Below are 20,016 nucleotides of genomic sequence, written 5' to 3'. Positions count from 1 at the left end.
TCTCAATTTTGTGCCACGGGGACCGTATGACGGACAAAACGGTCCATAATATGGAGCTTTTCTGTGCGGGAGATATACTCCAGCACCTTTTGCCCCGCCACGCTGTTGCCCTTGCTGTCCAGGCTGGGACCGTACACGCCGATTCCCATTTCTCCCGGGACAACCGACAGGATGCCGCCTCCCACGCCGCTCTTGCTGGGAAGCCCCACCCGCACGGCGAACTCGCCGCTGCCGTCGTACATGCCGCAGGTCAGCATCATGGTCAGGGTTGTGCGTACCACCTCCTCTTTCAAAAGTCTGCGTCCGGTCTCCGGCTGAACGCCGCCGTTGGCCAGCACCTGTCCCAAATTGGACAGGCTCTCCGCCGTGACGCTCAGGGAGCACAGCTGGGTATAAAGCAGCAGGGTTTCATCCACATTTCCATCGATCAGCCCCTTGCTCTGGAGCAGGTAGGCCAGAGAGCGGTTGCGGGCGCTGTGGGTCCACTCGGATTTAAACACGTCCTCGTCCAGTGTGATGTACTTGTCGCCGCACAGCCCCCGGACTGTGGACAGCATATGGTCCAGCCCCAGGGGGAGCAGCAGCTCCACAATGGCAATGGCCCCGGAGTTGACCAGGGGGTTGAAGGGGATATCCTCGTTGTCTGAGATGCGGGACATGGCGTTGAAGGAGGCGCCGGAGGGCTCCATCTTGGTCTTGTGGAACACTGCGTCAAAGCCGTAGTGCTCCAGAGCCATGGCAAGGTTGATAACCTTAGAGATGCTCTGGATGGTGAAGCGGCGCTGCCAGTGTCCGCAGCGGTACTCCTCCCCGCCAATGGTCCTGACACAGATGCCCAGTTCCCTCCCGTCCGCCTTGCTCAGCTCCGGGATGTAGCTGGCTACCTCTCCCTTGCCGGTGTAGGGCTTGCCAAATTCCAACGCCTGTTTCAGCAGAGCCTCATCCATAACCATTCACACGTCCTTTCTGTCTTCGCGCGGTTCTGAGGGCGCTTCCACGCCGGCGGAGTATCCGCCGGTGCAAAATGACCGGTCATTTTGAGCGGTTTCCACTGCCATGAAGGCGCGCAGCCCGCGTTCTTTGCCGGTATTATAACATAAAATTTTGCCGCTGAACACCCCTGTTTTGTTAAAAATGATATTTCTGGCAGGATTTATAAACCCCTCTGACTCCATTCGGAATCAGAGGGGTGTTTTGTCTTTTAAAAGTGGTCAGTGCTCTTCCGGTTTCCGCTCTTTCAGGATACGCTCCAGCATGACCCTGTTATACTCAATGTGCTGGGCCATCTCTTTGGCGGCCCGCTCCCCATCCCTGTCGCAGATGGCGTCCAGAATCTCCCGGTGGCCCACCAGCGTCTCGGTTTTCAGGCGGCTCTCCGTCAAAGAGACAAAGAGAGTGACGGCGTAGGTGATGATGGGGATCAACTTGGGCACCACCAGGTTCTGGGTACATTTGGCAATGGCCACATGGAACTGCACATCATGCTCAGAGTGATCCCGCTCAGCCAGAATGTCCTGCTCCACCACAGAGCAGGTCTCCCGCAGGACCTTCAGGTCGTCCTCCCGGGCCCGCTCCGCCGCCGCGCGGGCCACCCAGGGCTCTACCTGGCCCCGGACCTCCAGCAGGTCCATGGCCAGCCGGAACTGGTCCGGGTAATAGGCAAAGCCCAGCGGGTCTGGGACCTCCCCAGGGTTTTGGGCAATGTAGGTGCCCTTGCCCCGGCGGATCTCCAGCACGTTTCGGGCCACCAGCAGCTTGACCCCCTCCCGGACGGTTCCCCGGCCCACGTTCAGCATCTCCGCCAGTTCAAACTCACTGGGGAGCTTGTCCTCGTGGGTCAGCTGGCGCTCCACAATCAGCCTGGATATTTGCTCCGCTGTCCGCTCGGGCAGAGAGGACTCCTTCGTCTGCAGGGTTTCAAAGAAATCTTCATTCACAGCAGGCAGCCCCTTTCATTCAGCGCTTCGACAGTATTATACCCAATTCGCCTTTGGATTGCAAGCGGGATAGAGCGGGCCCAGGGAAATCAATTTATAGCAATCTTCAACATTACGGCCACCGGGCCGCCGAGGGCGGCGGTCCCTACAAATTATCTGTAGAGGCCGGCTTTTACATGATGAAACAAGCCCTATAGAACGGGCCCGCCTGCCCTTCCAAGGAGTGACAGACGGGCCTATTCCATACCAAACTTTATTTCTGTCCTTCAAGAGGAGAAATAACCCGGAAAGTATCCGCCTCAGATCAGTCCGGGCAGGAAGCCCTGGAACAGGCTGAGGATGCAGGCAAAGATCAGGATGGACACACCGGCCACAAAGCCGCCCAGGGTCCAGCCCCGGATGGTGTCGATCTCATTGAGGTGGAAGAAGCGGGAGATGGCCCAGAAGCCGGAGTCGTTGGGCAGGGACAGGCCGATACCGCCGGCACACACCGCAATGGCGCACAGGATGGGGGACACGCCGGATGCGGCCGCCGCAGTGGACACAATGGCGGCGGTGGTGGTCAGGGCCACAGTGGTGGAACCGGTAGCGATACTCAGCACCTGGGCAATGACAAAGCACATCACCAGGATGGGCATGTGGAAGCCCTGGAGGCCGTCGGTAATGACGTTGGCGATACCGCAGGCCTTGAGCACGCCGCCGTAAGCGCCGCCCGCACCGGTAATCAGAAGAATCAGACCCACCTTGTCAGCGCCGTCGGTCATAATCTCGGTGATGGAGCGGTTCAGATGGGGCCGGGAGATGAACGCGCCGTAGAGTACGCCGATGGTCATAGCCACATTCTTATCGCCCAGGAAGGCCAGCACGGGCAGGATGGAGCTGTTGGGAATCAGAAGGGCAGAGAAAGAGCCCACCAGAATCAGCAGGATGGGTACCAGCAGGATGGACATGGCCATTCCGGCCCCCATTTTGGGCCTGTCAGAGGCCTTGGCGGCGTTTTCCGCCAGCTCGGCGTCCAGGTCGGAGAAATCCCACTTTTTGCCCGCCTTCTGGTCCTGCTTGTTGACAATGCCGCCATAGACGATACCGCCTGCAAACATGCCCACAAAAGCGGAGATGAGGGCATAGAAGAAGAAAATGCCCACATTGATGTCCATGGCGCCAGCTACAGCCAGAGGGGGCGCGGTGGGGAGAACCAGGGCAAAGGTACAGGTGGTGGCCACAGAGATGGCGCAGCCGTAAGCGGCCATGGAGTAGCCCGTCTTGCGGGACAGCACCCGGAGCATGGGGGCGAACATGATGTAGACCACGTCGCCAAAGACGGGGATACCGGTGATAAAGCCGGCCACGGACACCGCGTACTGGGAGCGCTTGGGGCCCACGGCCTTGAGCACCTTGTCCACGATATTGTCAATGCCCCCGGACTCATACATGAACATACCCAGCATTACGCCCAGACCGGTGACAATGCCGATAGAGCCCAGAGTGGAACCGAAGTTGTTGGTGATACAGGCGGTCACATTGGCGATAGAGGCAAAGCCCTCCGGGGCCGTCCCTCCCGCGTAGGTGGCCAGGGCCAGCAGTCCGGTGCCGTAGGCGCAGACCAGAAGGGCCACAAAGGCGTTCAGTTTAATTTTGATGATACAGAGCAATAATACCGCTATGGAAATCAGAAAGACCAGCAGCAACATAGAAATACCTCCCATTTTGATCGAAAACGTCCTGCCGCCGCTCCCACACAGCGGATAGGCTCTTCACAGCCAAAACATACCACGTCACACATCATATGTCAAATAGAAAAGAATATCCCATTCATTTTTTGGATAGATAACCAATTTCTCCTTTGCCGTTTTGTGCAGATCATCATGGAAAAATGTTCCTTCCCGAATTGCAGTTGCTATTTTAGACAAAACAGGTGGTCAATTCTTAGTCAATATCCCCTCTTGAAAGGTATGACGTCGCATGTTAAAATCGTCCCATCAGACGAAACACCTGCCGCTTTTCACAGGGCTTTTCTCCCAACCCAATCTGCTATGAAAGGAATGACGCGACCTATGTTAACAAGTCAAAAAATGCGTCAGCTGGCCCCCGAACTGGACCCCCTGCGCCTGGGCACCGGCTGGAAGCCGGAGGACCTGTCCAAACCCCAGATTTTTATTGAGAGTACCTTTGGTGACAGCCACCCCGGCTCTGGCCATCTGGACAAGCTGGTGGAGGCCGCCCGGGAGGGGGTGGCCCAGGCCGGCGGCCACGGCGCCCGGTACTTCTGCACCGACATGTGCGACGGCGAGAGCCAGGGCACCGACGGCATCAACTACTCCCTGGCCAGCCGGGAGATGATCGCCAACATGATTGAGATCCAGGCCAACGCCACCCCCTTTGACGCCGGGGTCTATATGGCCAGCTGCGACAAGGGTATGCCCGGCAACCTGATAGGTCTGGCCCGGGTGAACATCCCCGCTGTGGTGGTCACCGGCGGCACCATGGCCGCCGGACCCGATCTGCTTACCCTGGAGCAGCTGGGCATGTACTCCGCCAAATTTGAGCGGGGGGAGATCGACGAGGACAGGCTGAACTGGGCCAAGTGCAACGCCTGTCCCAGCTGCGGGGCCTGCTCCTTTATCGGCACCGCCTCCACCATGCAGATCATGGCCGAGGCCCTGGGCCTGGCTCTGCCCGGCTCCGCCCTCCTCCCCGCCACCAGCCCGGACCTCATTGAGTACGCCCGCCGGGCAGGCGAGCTGGCGGTGAAGCTCACCGGTATGGAGCATATGCGGCCCTCCGACATTGTCACCATGGACAGCTTTGAAAACGCCATCATGGTCCACGCCGCCATCTCCGGCTCCACCAACACCCTGCTCCATCTACCCGCTATCGCCCACGAGTTCGGCATTGAGATTGACGGCGACACCTTCGACCGGCTCCACCGCGGGGCCCGCTATCTGCTGGACATCCGCCCCGCCGGACGCTGGCCCGCCGAGTTCTTCTACTACGCCGGGGGCGTGCCCGCCATTATGGAGGAGATCAAGAGCGTCCTCCACCTGGACGCCTTGACCGTCACCGGCAAGACCCTGGGGGAGAACCTGGAGGAGCTGAAGGCCAGCGGCTTCTACGACCGCTGCCAGAAGTGGCTGGACCAGGCCAACAAAAAGTACAACCTGTCCCTCACCCGGGCGGACATCATCCGCCCCTACGATCAGGCCATCGGCACCGACGGCTCTATCGCCGTTCTCCGGGGTAATCTGGCCCCCGAGGGGGCGGTTATCAAGCACACCGCCTGCCCCAAGGAGATGTTCTCCGCCGTCCTCAACGCCCGCCCCTTCGACAGTGAGGAGGAGTGTATCGACGCCGTCCTCCACCACAAGGTCAAGCCGGGCGACGCGGTGTTCATCCGCTACGAGGGCCCCAAGGGCTCCGGTATGCCCGAGATGTTCTACACCAGCGAGGCCATCTCCTCTGACAAGGAGCTGGGCAAATCTATCGCCCTCATCACCGACGGCCGCTTCTCCGGGGCCTCCACCGGCCCGGTGATTGGCCACTGCTCCCCCGAGGCCCAGGCCGGCGGCCCCATTGCCCTGGTGGAGGAGGGCGACCTGATCCAGCTGGACGTGAAGGAGCGCATACTGGCCATTGTGGGGGTGAAGGGGGAGCGGAAGACCCCCGAGGAGATGGAGGCCATCCTGGCCGAGCGGAAAAAGCACTGGCAGCCCAAGCCCTCCAAGTATCCCAGGGGGGTGCTGCGGCTGTTCTCCGACCTGGCCGCCTCCCCCATGAAGGGCGCGTATCTGGAGTATGACCAATAACAACAAAACGGGCGGCCGCAGGCCGCCCCTACATACCAACAGTAAGGAGAAATTGATATGAAAGGTATTCAAGTTCAAGGCGCCGGTCAGGCGGCGGTGGTAGATCTGCCCCAGCCGGAGCGAAAGGAAGGCTATGCCATTGTCAAGGTGATGGCGGCCAGCATCTGCGGCACCGACGTGTCCACCTTCCGGGGGACCAACGTGAACGTCTCCTCCTACCCCATTGTCATTGGCCACGAGACAGCCGGAATTGTGGAGGACGTGGACGAGAACAACCAGTACGGCATTAAAAAGGGCGACCACGTGGTGCTGGACCCCTACCTCTACTGCGGGGAGTGCTACCCCTGCTCCCAAGGGAAGACCAACTGCTGTGAGACCCTCCACTGTCTGGGCGTCCACTGTGACGGCTCCATGTGCGAATACTTCTCCCACCCTGTCCACATGCTGCGAAAGGTGCCCCAGGACATGCCCTGGGAGCGGGTGCCCCTGGCCGAGCCCCTGGTCATCTCCATGCACGGCCTGCACACCTGTCAGTTGAAAGCGGGGGAGCATATCGCCATTATCGGCGCGGGGGCCATTGGCCTGCTGGCCGGTATGGGGGCGCTGGCCTATCACGCCGTCCCCATCCTGGTGGACGTGGTGGACGAGCGGCTGGAGCTGGCAAAGTCCTTCGGCATCCCCCACACCGTCAACCCCGCCAAGGAGGACGCCGCGGCTAAAATTATGGAGATCACCAAGGGCCGGGGAGTGGAGTGCTGCATGGAGGCCTCCGGCTCCGACGCCGGGGTGCGCAGCACGCTGGATTACGCCGCCTATACCGGGCGCATTGCCCTCACCGGCTGGCCCAAACACGATATCACCCTGCCCACCAACCTGATTACCAAAAAAGAGCTGCAAATCCGGGGCTCCCGCAACGGAGCCGGGGAGTTTGAGGAGGCCATCGACCTGATTTACACCGGAAAGGTCCCGGCGGAGAAGATCATCTCCAAGGTGGTCCCCTATGACCAGCTGCCCCACATGCTGGGCGAGCTGGACCGGAATCCCGGCGACTATTTGAAGGTTGTGGGTCTGTTTCACAAGGAGGGTTGAAGATGACAAATCCGTTGTTTGATATTGAGGGCCGCAAGGCCATTGTCACCGGGGCCACCCGGGGCCTGGGCTGGGGTATGGCCGAGGGGCTGATGGAGTCCGGTGCGGAGGTGGTCATCTGGGGCACCTCCGAAAAGGTGAACGGTGTGGCGGAGGAGTTCCGGAGCCGGGGCTTTGCCTGTCAGGGGGTGGTGGCCGACCTGGCCGACCGGGCCAGTCTGAACGCCGCTTTCTCCCGCTCCCTGGAGCTGCTGGGGGGCAGGATCGACATTCTGGTCAACTGCGCCGGCATCCAGCGCCGCCACCCCAGCGAGGAGTTCCCCATGTCCGACTGGGACGCGGTGCTGGAGGTCAACCTCACCGCCCCCTTTGAGCTGTGCCAGCTGGCCGGGCGGGAGATGCTGAAGGCGGGCTATGGCAAGATTATCAACATTGCCTCCATGCAGTCCTTTTTCGGCGGCTTCACCATCCCCGCCTACGCCTCCGCCAAGGGAGGCATTGCCCTGCTGACCAAGGCTTTGTGCAATGAGTGGGCCGGACGGGGAATCAACGTCAACGCTATCGCCCCCGGCTACATGGCCACCGAGATGAACACCGCTCTGCTGGACCCGGCCAACCCCCGATATAAGGAGATCACCGACCGTATCCCCGCCCACCGCTGGGGCAGAGCCAAGGGGGAAGACATGAAGGGCACCTGCATCTTCCTGGCCAGCCACGCCTCTGACTACCTAAACGGCGCGGTTATCCCCGTAGACGGCGGCTACGCCAGCAAGTAGACCGGCCTCCCAGACCGAAAAGCCCAAAGCCGCTCACCCAATTTGGGTGAGCGGCTGTTCAGTGTGTCCAAAAACTCGCGTTTTCCTTTTACAGCAAGCTTCAAACTTGCTGACATCGCCCCTACATATGACGGCAAATCTGATCATTGCTATAGGCTCCCTCAGAGAGGGAGGCTGTTTTCTTTCCTGATTGGCCCTGTTTGGAGAAATTGGCCTTGAAAACGGCCCTGTTATGGACTATTCTATAGAGAGAGGAGGGACCGATATGAAATACAACTTTGAGACTATTGGAAAACGGTACTACACCGGCTCAGGCAAGTGGGACGAGCTGCTGGAGCACGGCGTAGGGGAGGGGGAGGACATTATCCCCTTCTCCGTAGCCGACATGGAGTTTGAGACCGCACCAGAGATTGTGGCCGCTTTGAAGGAAGAGCTGGACCGCTATGTCCTGGGCTATGCCAACCCCACCCCGGAATATCTGGACACCGTGTGCCGCTGGATGAAGGAGCGCCATGGCTGGGACGCCCGGCCTGAGTGGATTCTGCCTGAGCACGGCATTGTGGAGGCTTTTTTTCACGCTGTTCAGATCTTTACCCGGGAGGGGGAGGGCGTGATGCTGCTGACGCCGGTGTACTACCCCATGTACCAGGCTGTTCAAAACAACAACCGGGTGCTGGTGGACTGCCCCCTGATACACCGGGCCGGACGCTATGAAATCGACTTTGAGGACTTTGAGCGCAAGGCCGCCGACAAAAACACCAAGCTTTTCATCCTGTGCAGCCCTCACAACCCTGTGGGACGGATCTGGCTGCGGGAGGAGCTGGAGCGCATCTCTGAGATCTGCCTGAAGCACCATGTGCTGGTGCTCTCCGACGAGATTCACTTTGACCTGGTGATGCCTGGATACCGCCACACCGTCTTCGCCTCCCTGTCGGAGGAGGCGGCCAACAACTGCGTGGTGTGCACCGCCCCCAGCAAGACCTTTAACCTGGCAGGATTGCAGACCTCCAACATCTTTATCCCCAACCCCGGCCTGCGCAAGCAGTTTCTGGACCACCTGCTGCGCTCCTCCACCAACCCCAAGTGCAACATTCTGGGCTACCGCGCGTGTGAAGCCGCCTATAAACACTGCACCCCCTGGCTGGAGCAGGCCATCCAGGTGATCGACACCAACCGGAAGCTGATAACCGGTTTTCTTGCCCAAACGCTTCCCCAGATCAAAGTGACCCGGCTGGAGGCCACCTATCTGCTCTGGCTGGACTGCCGGGGTCTGGGACTGGACAGCAGGGAGCTGGAGCGGATCAACCATCAGCAGGCCAGGCTGTTCTTTGACGAGGGCTATATCTTCGGCCCCCAGGGCGCCGGCTTTGAGCGGTGGAATCTGGCCTGTCCCACCCGCTACATCCAGGAGGCCCTGGAGCGGATGGCGGAAGTTTACCCCAAATATATCAAATAAGGAGCCTGTGACATGAATATCAAGCGAATCTGCGTTCTCTGTTTCAGCCCCACCGGGGGTACGGAGAAGATCGCCCGCCTTGTGGCCGGGGAGCTGGCCGGTCCGCTGGGCCTGGAGCCGGTTTACTTCGACTTCACCAAGCCCCAGGGCCGGAGGGACGAATACCGCTTCGGGGCGGACGATCTGCTGGTGATGGCCTCCCCGGTGTACGCCGGCCGGCTGCCCAACAAGCTGATGCCTGAGTATCAGGCCAAAATCTTCGGCAGCTCCACCCCCGCTATCCCCATCTGTGTCTTTGGCAACCGGAGCCCGGATGAGGCGCTGCGGGAGCTGGTCCTGCTGCTGGAGGGCAATGGCTTTCAGATTGCCGCAGGGGCCGCCTTCGCCGGGCGGCATGCCTTCTCTGACCGGGTGGGAGAGGGCCGGCCCGACCAGTCCGATTTGGATGAAATACGCAGTTTTGCCGCCAAAGCGGCGGAAAAGCTGTCCATGGACGCACTGCCCCCCCTGGACATGGACCGCAGTGAGATCGGCCCCTACTATACTCCGCTGAAAGAGGACGGCACCCCCGCAAAATTCCTCAAGGCCAGGCCGCTGACCCGTTGGGAGAAGTGCTCCCGCTGCGGAGCCTGCGCCAGGGCCTGTCCCATGGGCAGTATCGATCCTCAGACCATGGACGCCGTTGGATTGTGCATCAAGTGCCAGGCCTGTGTCCGCCGCTGCACCGTCCAGGCCAAGTACTTTGAAGACCCCGATTTTCTCTCCCATGTGGCTATGCTGGAACAAAACTACACCAGCCGGGCAGAAAATGTGATTTTGATCTGAGGAAATGGATTTTCATGGAAATCAATTTTAGCACTGTAGGGCGCGACGACCTCGGCGCGCCGTCCGCAAAACTGCCAGCCAGCGGCGGGCCGAGTCGTCCCGCCCTGCAAATGCGGCGGGATGTTCTAAACATTGATTTTTCTTTTCACTTTTCCGTCTCTTTTTCATTCAAATAATCTTCCATTACAATACGAACCATGCTGGCAACACTACGGCGCTCCTTCCGTGCCTGTGCCTCCAAACGGTCTTTGAACTCGTTGGTTACACGAAAACTGATCTGTGCCTCAGTTTTTTCCATATCAGCGCCTCCTTTTGAATGTCATTGTATATCAAAGACGGTCAATTTTATTGACATTCTTTTAGTGTCTTTGGTGTTATATGAATGTCAATCAAAAATACCAGGAGGAATCTATATGGAAAATGAACATATTTTGCTGACCACCCAACAATATCATACGCTTTCACCAAGGCCTTTGCGAGGCTGGCGGACATTTCAGCGCAGGCGGAGCAGGCCATGAGGGAACTGGAGGAGCTTCAGCTGGCTATGGGAGACAAATAAAAAATTTTCTCAAAAACCCGGAATTTTCCCTTTACATCAGGAAAAAACTATGATATATTATCCGGGCACAGCAACGTGCGCCGTCCATCGCTTGGCTTTCGGGATACGGCCCGCGCAGGTGCGCGGGGACACACCCGCCCGCTGCCCGGCCTTTGGACAGAACAGTTTGAAAGGTGGAATTTCCTATGATCCGCAAGGACGAAAAAACCGCAGTGATCGAGGCCAACCGCACCCACGAGACCGACACCGGCTCTCCCGAGGTGCAGATTGCCATCCTCACCGCCCGCATCAACGAGCTGACCCAGCACCTGAAGGTGCATATCCACGACAACCACAGCCGCCGCGGCCTGTACAAGATGATCGGTAAGCGCCGCAAGCTGCTGGACTACCTGATGGCCAAGGATATCGAGCGCTACCGTGCCATCATTGCCAAGCTGGGCATCCGGAAGTAAGATTGTGAAATGTAGGGCGGGCGTCTTTGCGCTCCGCCCTATGTTCGCATATGGACCCGGCGTTTTCGCTGGTCTTTTAGCAGTTGAATATGGGGTTGACACGGGTTTTGTATTGGCTGTAGGGCGCGGCCACCGGGCGCGCCGCCATCATGCAGAGGCGCTCCAAACGCCGCGCCCAGGTCGTCGCGCCCTACAGACGGCTGCCCAATTTCGACCACGTATTCAAGTGCTAAGGGGCAGTTGAAACGCCGAAGCTGCAACAAGAAAAGGAGTATCAACATGTCAACAATCATCAAGCACAAGCAATTCGACAAATTCAAGAGCTGGACCATGGACCTGTGCGGCCGGCCCCTCACCATTGAGGTGGGCAAGGTGGCCGAGCTGGCCTCCGCCTCCGCCCTGGTGAAGTACGGTGAGACCACCGTGATGGTGGCGGTCACCGTCTCCCCCCGTCCCCGGGACGGCATCGATTTCTTCCCCCTGAGCGTGGAGTTTGAAGAGAAGCTGTACGCCGTGGGGAGAATCCCCGGCTCCTTCATGCGCCGTGAGGGCCGGCCCTCTCTGCCCGCCGTACTGGCCAGCCGCCTGATCGACCGGCCCATGCGTCCCCTGTTCCCCTACGACTTCCGCAACGACGTGTGCATCCAGTGCACCGTTATGAGCGTGGACTACGACTGCTCCCCCGAGGTGGCCGCCATGATCGGCGCCTCCGCCTGTGTGAGCTACTCCGAGATCCCCTTTGCCGGCCCCATTGGCTGCCTGGAGGTGGGCTTCTGTGGCGGTCAGATCGTCCTCAACCCCAACCAGGAGCAGCGCAAGACCAGCCGTATGGACGTGACCGTGGCCGCCACCCGGGAGAAGGTGGTTATGATCGAGGCTGGGGCCGACGAGATCCCCGATGAGGTTATGTACGCCGGTATCGTCAAGGCCCACGAGGAGATCCGCAAACAGATTGACTTTATCGACCAGATTGTCCGGGAGATTGGCAAGCCCAAGATGGAGTACGACCACGCCCAGTTCAATCAGGAGCTCTTTGACGACATTGTGGCCAACTTTATGGATGAGGCCAAGGCCGCCATGGACACCGACGACAAAACCGTCCGGGAGAAGCGCTGGAACGAGATGATCGAGCACTGGCACGAGAAGTATCTGGAGGAGTATCCGGATATGGACCAGTACCTGGAGGAGTTCACCTACAAGTTCCAGAAGAAGATTGTCAAGGCCTGGCTGCTGGAGGGCCACCGGGTGGACGGCCGGGCTCAGAATGAGATCCGTCCCCTGGCCGCCGAGGTGGGCATCCTGCCCCGGGTCCACGGTTCCGGCCTGTTCACCCGGGGACAGACTCAGGTGCTGTCCGTATGTACTCTGAACACCCTGGCCGCCTCCCAGAAGTTGGACACCATCTGGGAGGAGACCGAGAAGCGGTATATGCATCACTACAACTTCCCGCCCTACTCCGTGGGTGAGGCCCGGCCTCCCCGCTCCACCAACCGCCGGGAGTACGGCCACGGCTACCTGGCCGAGCGGGCCCTGGCCCCTGTACTGCCCAGCGAGGAGGAGTTCCCCTACGCCATCCGGGTAGTCAGCGAGGTGCTGTCCTCCAACGGCTCCACCTCTCAGGGCTCCATCTGCGGCTCCACCCTGGCCCTGATGGATGCCGGCGTGCCCATTAAGGCCCCGGTTGCCGGCATCTCCTGCGGCCTGATTCAGGACGACAACGGCGGTTTTACCACCTTTATCGACATCCAGGGTGTGGAGGACTTCCACGGTGAGATGGACTTTAAGGTGGCCGGCACCAAGGCGGGTATTACCGCCATCCAGATGGACCTGAAAAACGACGGCCTGACCCATGAGATTATCAAGGAGGCCCTGGACATCACCCGTGACGCCCGGTTTGCCATCCTGGACGAGGTCATGCTGCCCTGCATCTCCGCCCCCCGCCCCGAGGTGTGCAAGTGGGCACCCAAGATGATCTCCATGAAGATCGACCCGGACAAGATCCGTGAGGTTATCGGCAAGGGCGGCTCCGTCATCCAGAAGATCACCGCCGAGTCGGGCGCCCAGATCGACATTGAGGACGACGGCACCATCCACATCGCCTCCCCCGACGCTGCCTCCTGCGACGCCGCCAAGAAGATGATTGAGACGATCGTGTTCGTTCCCCAGGTGGGTGAGCTGTACTACGGTAAGGTGGTGCGCATCCTCCAGTTCGGCGCCTTTGTGGAGCTGGCCCCCGGCAAGGACGGCATGGTCCACATCTCCAAGCTGGCCGAGCGCCGGGTGGAGAAGGTGGAGGACGTGGTCAATATCGGCGACATGATCTGGGTCAAGGTCACCGAGATCGACGAGAAGGGCCGGGTCAACCTTTCCTACAAGGACGCCCTCCGGGAGATCAAGGCCAAAAAAGAGGCCGGTCTGCCCATCAAATAAACATTTTTTAAGCGGGACGGTTCGCCGTCCCGCTTTTATCGTTCCTGCATATGGCGACAAATCTAATGATTGTTATCATTTATGCCGGGCTGACAAGCAACCAATTTAAGGCTATTGTTCCCAATAAGTCCATCCGATATATATAAAAACGCCCAGGCAACTAACAGTTTCCTGGGCGCAACAGATAATTGGTTTACAGGCTAAGGCGTATATCTTACACTGGATGAGGTGAGATTGAATGGGTATAAATGAAAAACTGGCTGAGCTGAGAAGGGCCAAGGGCCTGACTCAGAAAGAACTGGCCGAGGCTCTGCACGTCTCCCGTCAAGCCATATCAAGATGGGAGGTGGGAACGGCAGTGCCGTCGCTGGATAATCTGACCTATCTAAGCCGGCTGTACGGTGTGCCGCTGGACGATCTGGTCAGCAATGAGAACACAGCTTCTGAAATGGAGGAAGCTGCGTTGCCCCATGTTCCGGAGGACCTGGTGCTCCCTCCGGTTCCCGCTTCGGCGCGCGTTGTCCGGCCCCGACTACTTTTCCAATCTGCTGGCCAGGCAGTCAGAGCTGGCCAAGAGTGGGGAAAGCCAACTGACGCAGCAGGAAATCGAGGCACTTTCGGGAAAGTGCGACATAAGCCAGATGTCCTTCCAGGAGTACAGGGACTTTATCAACCATTTGGCTGACAAGGGCGTGATAGACCGCCCGGAGCCCTTGATCTTCGACCCTGGGGAACCGATCTACATCAGGGGAGGTCAGGCGTGGCTGGAATCTGCGGGAATAACGAGGAATACAGACACACCAGGCGTTGCGCAGTTTCTGCATCCCCGTTTGACAGAACGATACAACAGGCTGCTCGCTGAACAGGCTGCCGCCAAGGTGCTTCAAAGCACCGGTCGAATGAATTCTATGCGTGTTTAGGGGGGGGAGTTTCCTCGCTTTGCTTAACCTCATGACATTGGCCGGGGTTCTTATTTTTATCGATGGGCTCCCGCCCTGAGGGGGACCGGCTGGGGAACAGGCTCCTCCTCGCTGGGGTTGTTGGGATAGAGCCGGCGCAGCCGGGCAATGCAGGCCATGCTGGCGGGTATCAAAAACAGGTCGGCGCACACCCAGGCGGAGGGGGAGGCGAAGCAGGCGGCGGTGTAGCCAAAGGCGGGCACCAGAATCAGGCCCACACTGGTCCGCGCGGCCATCTCCAAAACCCCGGCCAGGATGGCGAAGGGGCTGAACCCCATGCCCTGGATAGAGAACCGGACAATATTCACCAGGGACAGCGGGAAGAAGAAGGCAGACTGAATGACAATATACCGGGTGGTCAGCTGGGTCAGCAAAACCACATCCAGCTCCTTGGGGTCCAGAAACAGCATGGCGCACTGGGGGGCGAAACGGAGCATGGCGCAAAATGCGATGACCGAGTAGCCCAGTCCCAGCAGGGAACAGGCGCGGATACCCTGGCCCAGCCGGTCCAGCTTGCAGGCCCCCACATTCTGGCCGCTGTAGGTGGCCATGGTGGCCCCCATAGCGTCGAAGGGGCAGGCAAGCAGCTGATACACCTTTCCCCCCGCCGCCACAGCGGCCACATACAGGCTGCCCAGGGCGTTTACCGAGGACTGAAGGACAATGGAGCCAATGGCGGTGATGGAGTATTGCAGCCCCATGGGAATGCCCATAGAGCACAGCACCCAGCAGGAGTGGCGGTCGAGCCGACGCTCCTGCTTTGTCATGCGGAGGATGGGGTATTTTTTCATCATGTAGAGCAGGCAGGCCACCCCGGACACCGCCTGGGAGGTGACAGTGGCAACAGCCGCCCCTGCCACCCCGGCATTGGCGCCCAGAATCAGGGCAAAGTCCAGAACAATGTTCAGCATGGAGGACAGGGCCAGAAAGTATACCGGCGTTTTGCTGTCCCCCAGGGAGCGGATAATCCCGGCCAGCAGATTGTAAAGAAAGGTGGCGGGGATACCCATGAAGATGACAAAGATATAGAGACAGGCGTTGTCAAAGATATCCTCCGGGGTAAGCATCAGGGTGAGGATTTTCCGGCACAGCAGGCCGGTGGTCACGGTGAGCACCAGGGCAAAGGCCGCCGCCAGATAGGCGGCGTTGGCCACGTAGCGGCGCATTTTGGAGGGCTCGTTGGCCCCCATCCGCTGGGCCACCGGGATGGCAAAGCCGTTGCACACCCCCATGCAGAAGCCGATCACAAAGAAGTTGATGGAGCCGGTGGAACCCACAGCCGCCAATGCGGAGGCCCCCAGCAGCTTGCCTACGATCATGGTGTCCACCAGGTTGTACATCTGCTGAAACAGCATCCCGAACAGGGTGGGCAGGGCAAAACCAATAATCAGCCGCATGGGGCTGCCAGTGGTAAGGTCTTTGGTCATGGATATACCTTCCTTCAAAGAATCTCGAACTATTATAGTCACCGGACCGTGCTCTGACTAGCGGCTTTTTGACGGTTTTGTCCTCCAGTCCATGGGATTTTTTCATCAAAATACCCCGTCCCACCCCAGGGCAAAGGGCCCCTTTGGAAAGGGGCCTCACATCTGCCGCGTTTTTTTCGCCTTGCTCTGACGGATACCTGGCGCTCCCGTACCGTCACGGTTCAAAAACCACCTCCTTCCCGTCCGATTTTAGAATCATGGTAACTTTCTCACCGTCATAATCAACCGATAGGGCTGGGTCATTTGAAATCTTCAGACTGCCAACGCCATCCTTGCCACACAGATAAACGCAATCGGAATCCAGGCGGTTGACAAAGTACAGCCCCTGCTCGGTCAGGCAGAAGTCAGAGGCAACCATATTCCGAAACGGTCTTTCTTTGTGGGTTTTTGTGTCATACGCTGTCAGCAGAGAATTTTCGTTGATGAAGTAAATCGTCCGCCCATCAAACGCTACATTCCCCCTGGTGGGGATGTCCAGCACTTGCGTTCGCTGGATCGTCCTGCTCACTTCCGTAATCCCATCATTCGTAATGAAAAAGAGACTGTCGTTGTTCAGGAAAAAGCCATAGCAGTATTGCAGAAACATCCAGGTATCCCCCACGGTATAGTCAATTCCCAGCAGAGAGCGCCCACTGTCCGTTATTTTCTCGAAAATAACCTGTTCCTCAAAGGTTTCTGTATTAAGCTGGACGATGGACACCTGGGTAACTGTGCTGTTATAGCTGCCGACGCGATCCACATACTGTTCTGTGCGGGAGGTCATATAATAAATGTACGGAGCATCCATATAGACAGCTTTAATGGATTCGCCATCCGAAAAGGCCCCGAACAGCGGACAGAGAGCCAAATCCGTCAAAGCGCCGGTTGCCCGGTTTTCCAGAGCGTATGTCCGCGTCTGGTCATCGTAGATCACGCTGTAAGTTTCCGACACACTTTGCGAAGATGAATTGAATATCCCGTTTGTGGATTCTGCGGCAGAGCAGCCGGACAGTGAGAGCAAAATTAGCAGTCCCAACACTGTGGCCCCGCGCCGTCTGACGAATTTTTTTCCAGACTGCCAGCAGTTTGTGTTTTGCCGCAGCACCCACCATACCATGAGGGCACAGCACATAGCAGACAGGCACAGCAGGGCCAGAAGCTCCTGGGGGGAACGCTCTGAAAAAATCACGATGGGTTCACCTGTCAGCGAATCCTCCGCGGAGGAAGCCCCCTCCAGAAAGCCGGTTGCCAGCAGGAACGGCAGGGGCAACGGCAAGCGGTAGCAAATCTGCCTGGACAGTCCGATGTACGGGATTAAGGTGGATGCCACCCCGATCACCACAGTTAAAGCGTATTTCTTCACTAAAACGGAGGTAAAGAGCAGCAGGGCGGCGAGATACACTGAGCCAAAACAGCGCAGGATGGTTAGAATCAGATACGCGGCCAGCAAAGAGATATTTTTTGTGCTGCCTCCGAAACTGGCGATACTCTGGACAGGGTACTCCCCGTGGGGCAGGCCATATTTCATCCCGAAGAATACAAAACGAATCAGGGCCAGCCCTCCGCAGAGAGCGAACACGGCGCAGAGGGTCATCACGGCTTTGCTTCTGGCGCTCTTGCGGCTCTGAGGCGCAGTCCGCAAAAGCGCGTCCATCTGGCAGCTATACTCCGAGCAAAAAACCGCAGCTGCCAAAATCAAAATGACAAGGAACAGTGGGAAGTCCAGCGTTTGGGCGGAAAACAACCCCGCCCAGCCGTTTGTTTTCAGAAAGTAACGATTGCCGGTGTTCTCGCAGATATATAAGTATTGCTGATACACAGCTTCAAAGCCATGCTCATGGGCCAAAACCGTGTTGACCTCCGCGATCTGCCGCTCATACTGTTCCTCTGTGATCTGGCCGCTGTAATAGCTTTCCTGAGATTGAGAGCGGGTGTAGCGGGCCTCCGTGATGGCCTGGGCCTCCTGCTCCAACCAAGCAGCTTTTTCCTCTGTGCAGGCTCCGTCCAGCCGTTCCAGATACCACTCATATTCCTTGCGGTACTCTTCCATCGCGCTGTTCTGCGGCCTGTCGGCTGCGGCCAGCCAAACCATACTGACCAGGAGCGCGGCCAGGATATAGCATAGGCCCCGCTGGTAAATCATCAGTTTTTTCCATTCATAAGAGAAAACGCTCATCTTGCCCTCCGAACACAGCGGTGACAGTTTTCCGCTGACAGAAAATAAATCACAACAGCAACCGCAAGGCCCGCGATCAGGGCAAACCATATTGCGGCCTGCCAAGTCAGGACGGGAAATCCGTCCAGGTTTACAAACTCCGTTTTGCCCAGAAGAACACGGTTTGTCAGCAGAGAATAAGGGTTCAGCACTTTTGTCCAGACGAAATTGGAGTAGGCACAGGCGGCTCCGCTGACGGTCAGCGCCATACAGAGGGCAAAGTCGATGACAAAGGGGAGCAGGGCATTTTTCCAGAACATCGAAACCAACAGCCAGAGCATCCCGATCACCCATGTACCGGCGCATTTGAGGGCAGCAGACAGGAGGACATACTGAAAAATGCTGAGATTGACGGATGCCTCCGCAAAGTTCGGAATTGCGAACACCGGCAAGGCCAGCCCTTCAAAGGTCTGAAAGGAGGCCGCAAAGCCAATCAGGTCAAGGAAAGAAAACCACAGCGATGTCAGGAGCAGAAACAGGGTGGCCGCAATGATTTTCGCCAGGGCTGTTTTTCTGCCGCCGTTGGGACTTACCAGCAGCAGCATATCCATCTGCGTCTCCCTCTCGCTCACAAAGGTTCCGATGATCCCATAGAGGCAGAGCAGGAGGGTCAGGACGATGGAAAAATCATAATTCAGATAGTAATTGCACATTTCCCGATAGGCAAAGGCGGGGATGGTGCGGCCAGCATAAAGATTATAGATCGCGCCGCTCTCCCTCTGCTGGTAAACCGCCCCCTGTTCCCCATAGAGCGCGGCGCTTTGCCGCGCTCTATTCGCCACTTGCTCCGACCGGCCGCTGTACTCATAGGAATACTGCATGGGTTGCACAAAATACTTGTCCAGCAGATTCCTGTCGCTATACAGATTCCCGGTCATCGTGTTGGGGTCATCGGTAGCTGTGCTTGCGGTCATATCCGATGTGGCCTCCACGAGAGGCACATACACGGCAAGCAACCGTTCCACCTTTTCCGGGGTGATCTCGCCCCGGTATTCCTCATAGAGCTGCCAATGAAGCGTGTGCCAGCTCCGCTCTCCGTTCCCGTCTGTCAGATAGGAGTAGGATTTGTATTCGCCATAGATTTTGAACAGGTTGGCGAGGCTGAACACCACAAAGAGCGCCAGGATGGAGCGTTTGCAGAACTGCTTGATAAACTCATACCGTATCAGACGTATCATGGCTCTCTCCTCTGCAATAGTACAAGAACACATCCTCCAGGTTGGGCTGGACAGGCTGTGCGGTCTTGATCGGGCATCCATCCTCAACAATGCGGAGGGTAAACCGTCCGTCCTCCTGCTTCATGTTGCTGACACAGTACATATCGGTCAGCAGCGCGGCATCCTCGGCCCCGGCGGTCACATTCCACACCTTGCCCTCAATGTTCCGCTCCAGCGCGGCGGGCGTCCCCTGCATAAGCAGCGTCCCCTGCTTCAGCAGCAGGATTTCCCGCGCGATGCACTCAACATCAGAAACAATGTGGGTTGCCAGCAGGATCGTCCGGCCCTGGGCAAACCGGGAGATCAGGTTCCGAAACCGTATCCTCTCACTGGGGTCAAGACCGGCGGTAGGCTCGTCCAAAATCAGAATTTTAGGGTCAGACAGCATGGCCTGCACAATACCAACGCGCTGACGCATACCGCCGGAGAGCGCACCGATTTTCTTGTCCTGCGCATCCGTCAGGTTCACCGTGGCAAGCAGCTCCGCAACCCGGTCTTGCGCTCCGCAGGTGGAAATGTCTTTCAGAGCGCACATATAGAGCAGAAAATCCTTGACGGTAAAATCCCGGTAAAAAATGGGGTACTGAGGCATATAGCCGATTTGGGACAGGAACGCTTTGCCCAGCGTCCTCACATTCTGGCCGTCCACCCGGATCGTGCCGCTGTCCCCGCGCAGGATACCTACAAAAGTATTGATAAGCGTGGTTTTCCCGGCCCCGTTTTCACCCAGCAGGCCATACACGCCCTCGCTCAAGGTGGCGGTAAAGTTTTTCAGCGCATACTTGCTTTTGTATTGTTTCGATACGCTTTCAAATGTGATTTCCATGTTATT

The 20,016-nt window shown here is 58.2% G+C and carries 16 protein-coding genes and 1 pseudogene; 9 read left to right on the top strand and 8 right to left on the bottom strand.

Annotated features, from left to right (window positions below; genetic code table 11):
• Positions 1–2: 2 nt before the first annotated feature.
• The 3 genes from glsA to NFS22_RS08095 form a co-directional block, all read right to left on the bottom strand.
• Positions 3–953, bottom strand: coding sequence for a glutaminase A (glsA, locus tag NFS22_RS08105; RefSeq protein ID WP_338147951.1), 951 nt, complete (start codon positions 951–953; stop codon positions 3–5).
• 258 nt (positions 954–1,211) lie between these two features.
• Positions 1,212–1,937 carry a FadR/GntR family transcriptional regulator gene (locus tag NFS22_RS08100; protein ID WP_251317212.1) on the bottom strand — a complete coding sequence of 242 codons (726 nt, stop codon included), beginning with the start codon at positions 1,935–1,937 and terminating at the stop codon, positions 1,212–1,214.
• Between the two features lie 299 nt (positions 1,938–2,236).
• Positions 2,237–3,628, bottom strand: coding sequence for a GntP family permease (locus tag NFS22_RS08095; RefSeq protein WP_251317211.1), 1,392 nt, complete (start codon positions 3,626–3,628; stop codon positions 2,237–2,239).
• Between the two features lie 363 nt (positions 3,629–3,991).
• On the opposite strand from NFS22_RS08095, the gene ilvD reads away from it, so the two are divergent.
• The 5 genes from ilvD (at position 3,992) to NFS22_RS08070 (ending at position 9,886) form a co-directional block, all read left to right on the top strand.
• A complete protein-coding gene (gene ilvD / locus NFS22_RS08090) occupies positions 3,992–5,740 on the top strand; it encodes a dihydroxy-acid dehydratase (RefSeq protein WP_251317210.1) in 1,749 nt (582 codons plus the stop codon).
• Positions 5,741–5,797: 57 nt separating this feature from the next.
• Entirely contained in the window at positions 5,798–6,829 is a 1,032-nt protein-coding gene (locus NFS22_RS08085; protein ID WP_251317209.1) for a zinc-dependent alcohol dehydrogenase, read from the top strand.
• Positions 6,830–6,831: 2 nt separating this feature from the next.
• Entirely contained in the window at positions 6,832–7,605 is a 774-nt protein-coding gene (locus NFS22_RS08080; protein ID WP_251317208.1) for an SDR family oxidoreductase, read from the top strand.
• Between the two features lie 265 nt (positions 7,606–7,870).
• A complete protein-coding gene (locus NFS22_RS08075; RefSeq protein WP_251317207.1) occupies positions 7,871–9,061 on the top strand; it encodes a MalY/PatB family protein in 1,191 nt (396 codons plus the stop codon).
• A gap of 12 nt (positions 9,062–9,073) precedes the next feature.
• Complete coding sequence (locus NFS22_RS08070; protein WP_251317206.1) at positions 9,074–9,886, top strand: 4Fe-4S binding protein; 813 nt, start codon at positions 9,074–9,076, stop codon at positions 9,884–9,886.
• Between the two features lie 145 nt (positions 9,887–10,031).
• On the opposite strand, the gene NFS22_RS08065 is transcribed toward NFS22_RS08070, so the two are convergent.
• Positions 10,032–10,184 (bottom strand): hypothetical protein, encoded by a 153-nt coding sequence (locus tag NFS22_RS08065; RefSeq protein ID WP_251317205.1) that lies wholly within the window; start codon positions 10,182–10,184, stop codon positions 10,032–10,034.
• Positions 10,185–10,630: 446 nt separating this feature from the next.
• Here NFS22_RS08065 and rpsO point away from each other — a divergent pair, with 446 nt between their 5' ends.
• The 4 genes and pseudogenes from rpsO (at position 10,631) to NFS22_RS08050 (ending at position 14,247) form a co-directional block, all read left to right on the top strand.
• Complete coding sequence (gene rpsO, locus NFS22_RS08060) at positions 10,631–10,897, top strand: 30S ribosomal protein S15 (protein ID WP_251317204.1); 267 nt, start codon at positions 10,631–10,633, stop codon at positions 10,895–10,897.
• Between the two features lie 279 nt (positions 10,898–11,176).
• Entirely contained in the window at positions 11,177–13,327 is a 2,151-nt protein-coding gene (locus NFS22_RS08055; protein WP_251317203.1) for a polyribonucleotide nucleotidyltransferase, read from the top strand.
• Between the two features lie 238 nt (positions 13,328–13,565).
• A pseudogene (locus NFS22_RS24060) lies at positions 13,566–13,739 on the top strand (helix-turn-helix transcriptional regulator); the annotation flags it as partial.
• Positions 13,740–13,755: 16 nt separating this feature from the next.
• Positions 13,756–14,247: a hypothetical protein gene (locus tag NFS22_RS08050; protein WP_251317202.1), complete on the top strand. Its 492-nt coding sequence runs from the start codon at positions 13,756–13,758 to the stop codon at positions 14,245–14,247.
• 56 nt (positions 14,248–14,303) lie between these two features.
• Here NFS22_RS08050 and NFS22_RS08045 read toward each other — a convergent pair whose 3' ends face one another.
• From NFS22_RS08045 to NFS22_RS08030, 4 genes are all read right to left on the bottom strand, one after another.
• Positions 14,304–15,713, bottom strand: a complete 1,410-nt coding sequence (locus NFS22_RS08045; protein ID WP_251317201.1) for an MATE family efflux transporter — start codon at positions 15,711–15,713, stop codon at positions 14,304–14,306.
• Positions 15,714–15,927: 214 nt separating this feature from the next.
• Positions 15,928–17,928, bottom strand: a complete 2,001-nt coding sequence (locus NFS22_RS08040; protein ID WP_251317200.1) for an ABC-2 transporter permease — start codon at positions 17,926–17,928, stop codon at positions 15,928–15,930.
• Positions 17,925–19,145 (bottom strand): ABC transporter permease, encoded by a 1,221-nt coding sequence (locus NFS22_RS08035; protein ID WP_251317199.1) that lies wholly within the window; start codon positions 19,143–19,145, stop codon positions 17,925–17,927. The genes NFS22_RS08040 and NFS22_RS08035 overlap by 4 nt, the downstream gene beginning before the upstream one ends.
• On the bottom strand, positions 19,123–20,010 hold the full coding sequence (locus tag NFS22_RS08030; protein WP_251317198.1) for an ATP-binding cassette domain-containing protein: 888 nt from the start codon (positions 20,008–20,010) through the stop codon (positions 19,123–19,125). Before NFS22_RS08030 ends, NFS22_RS08035 begins: the two co-directional genes overlap by 23 nt.
• Positions 20,011–20,016: the final 6 nt, after the last annotated feature.

It is taken from the genome of Flintibacter muris (genome assembly GCF_943192995.1).
Classification (GTDB): Bacteria; Bacillota; Clostridia; order Oscillospirales; family Oscillospiraceae; genus Lawsonibacter; species Lawsonibacter muris.
Note: the sequence above shows the minus strand (reverse complement) of the source record. Positions and strands in the feature narration are given on the sequence as shown.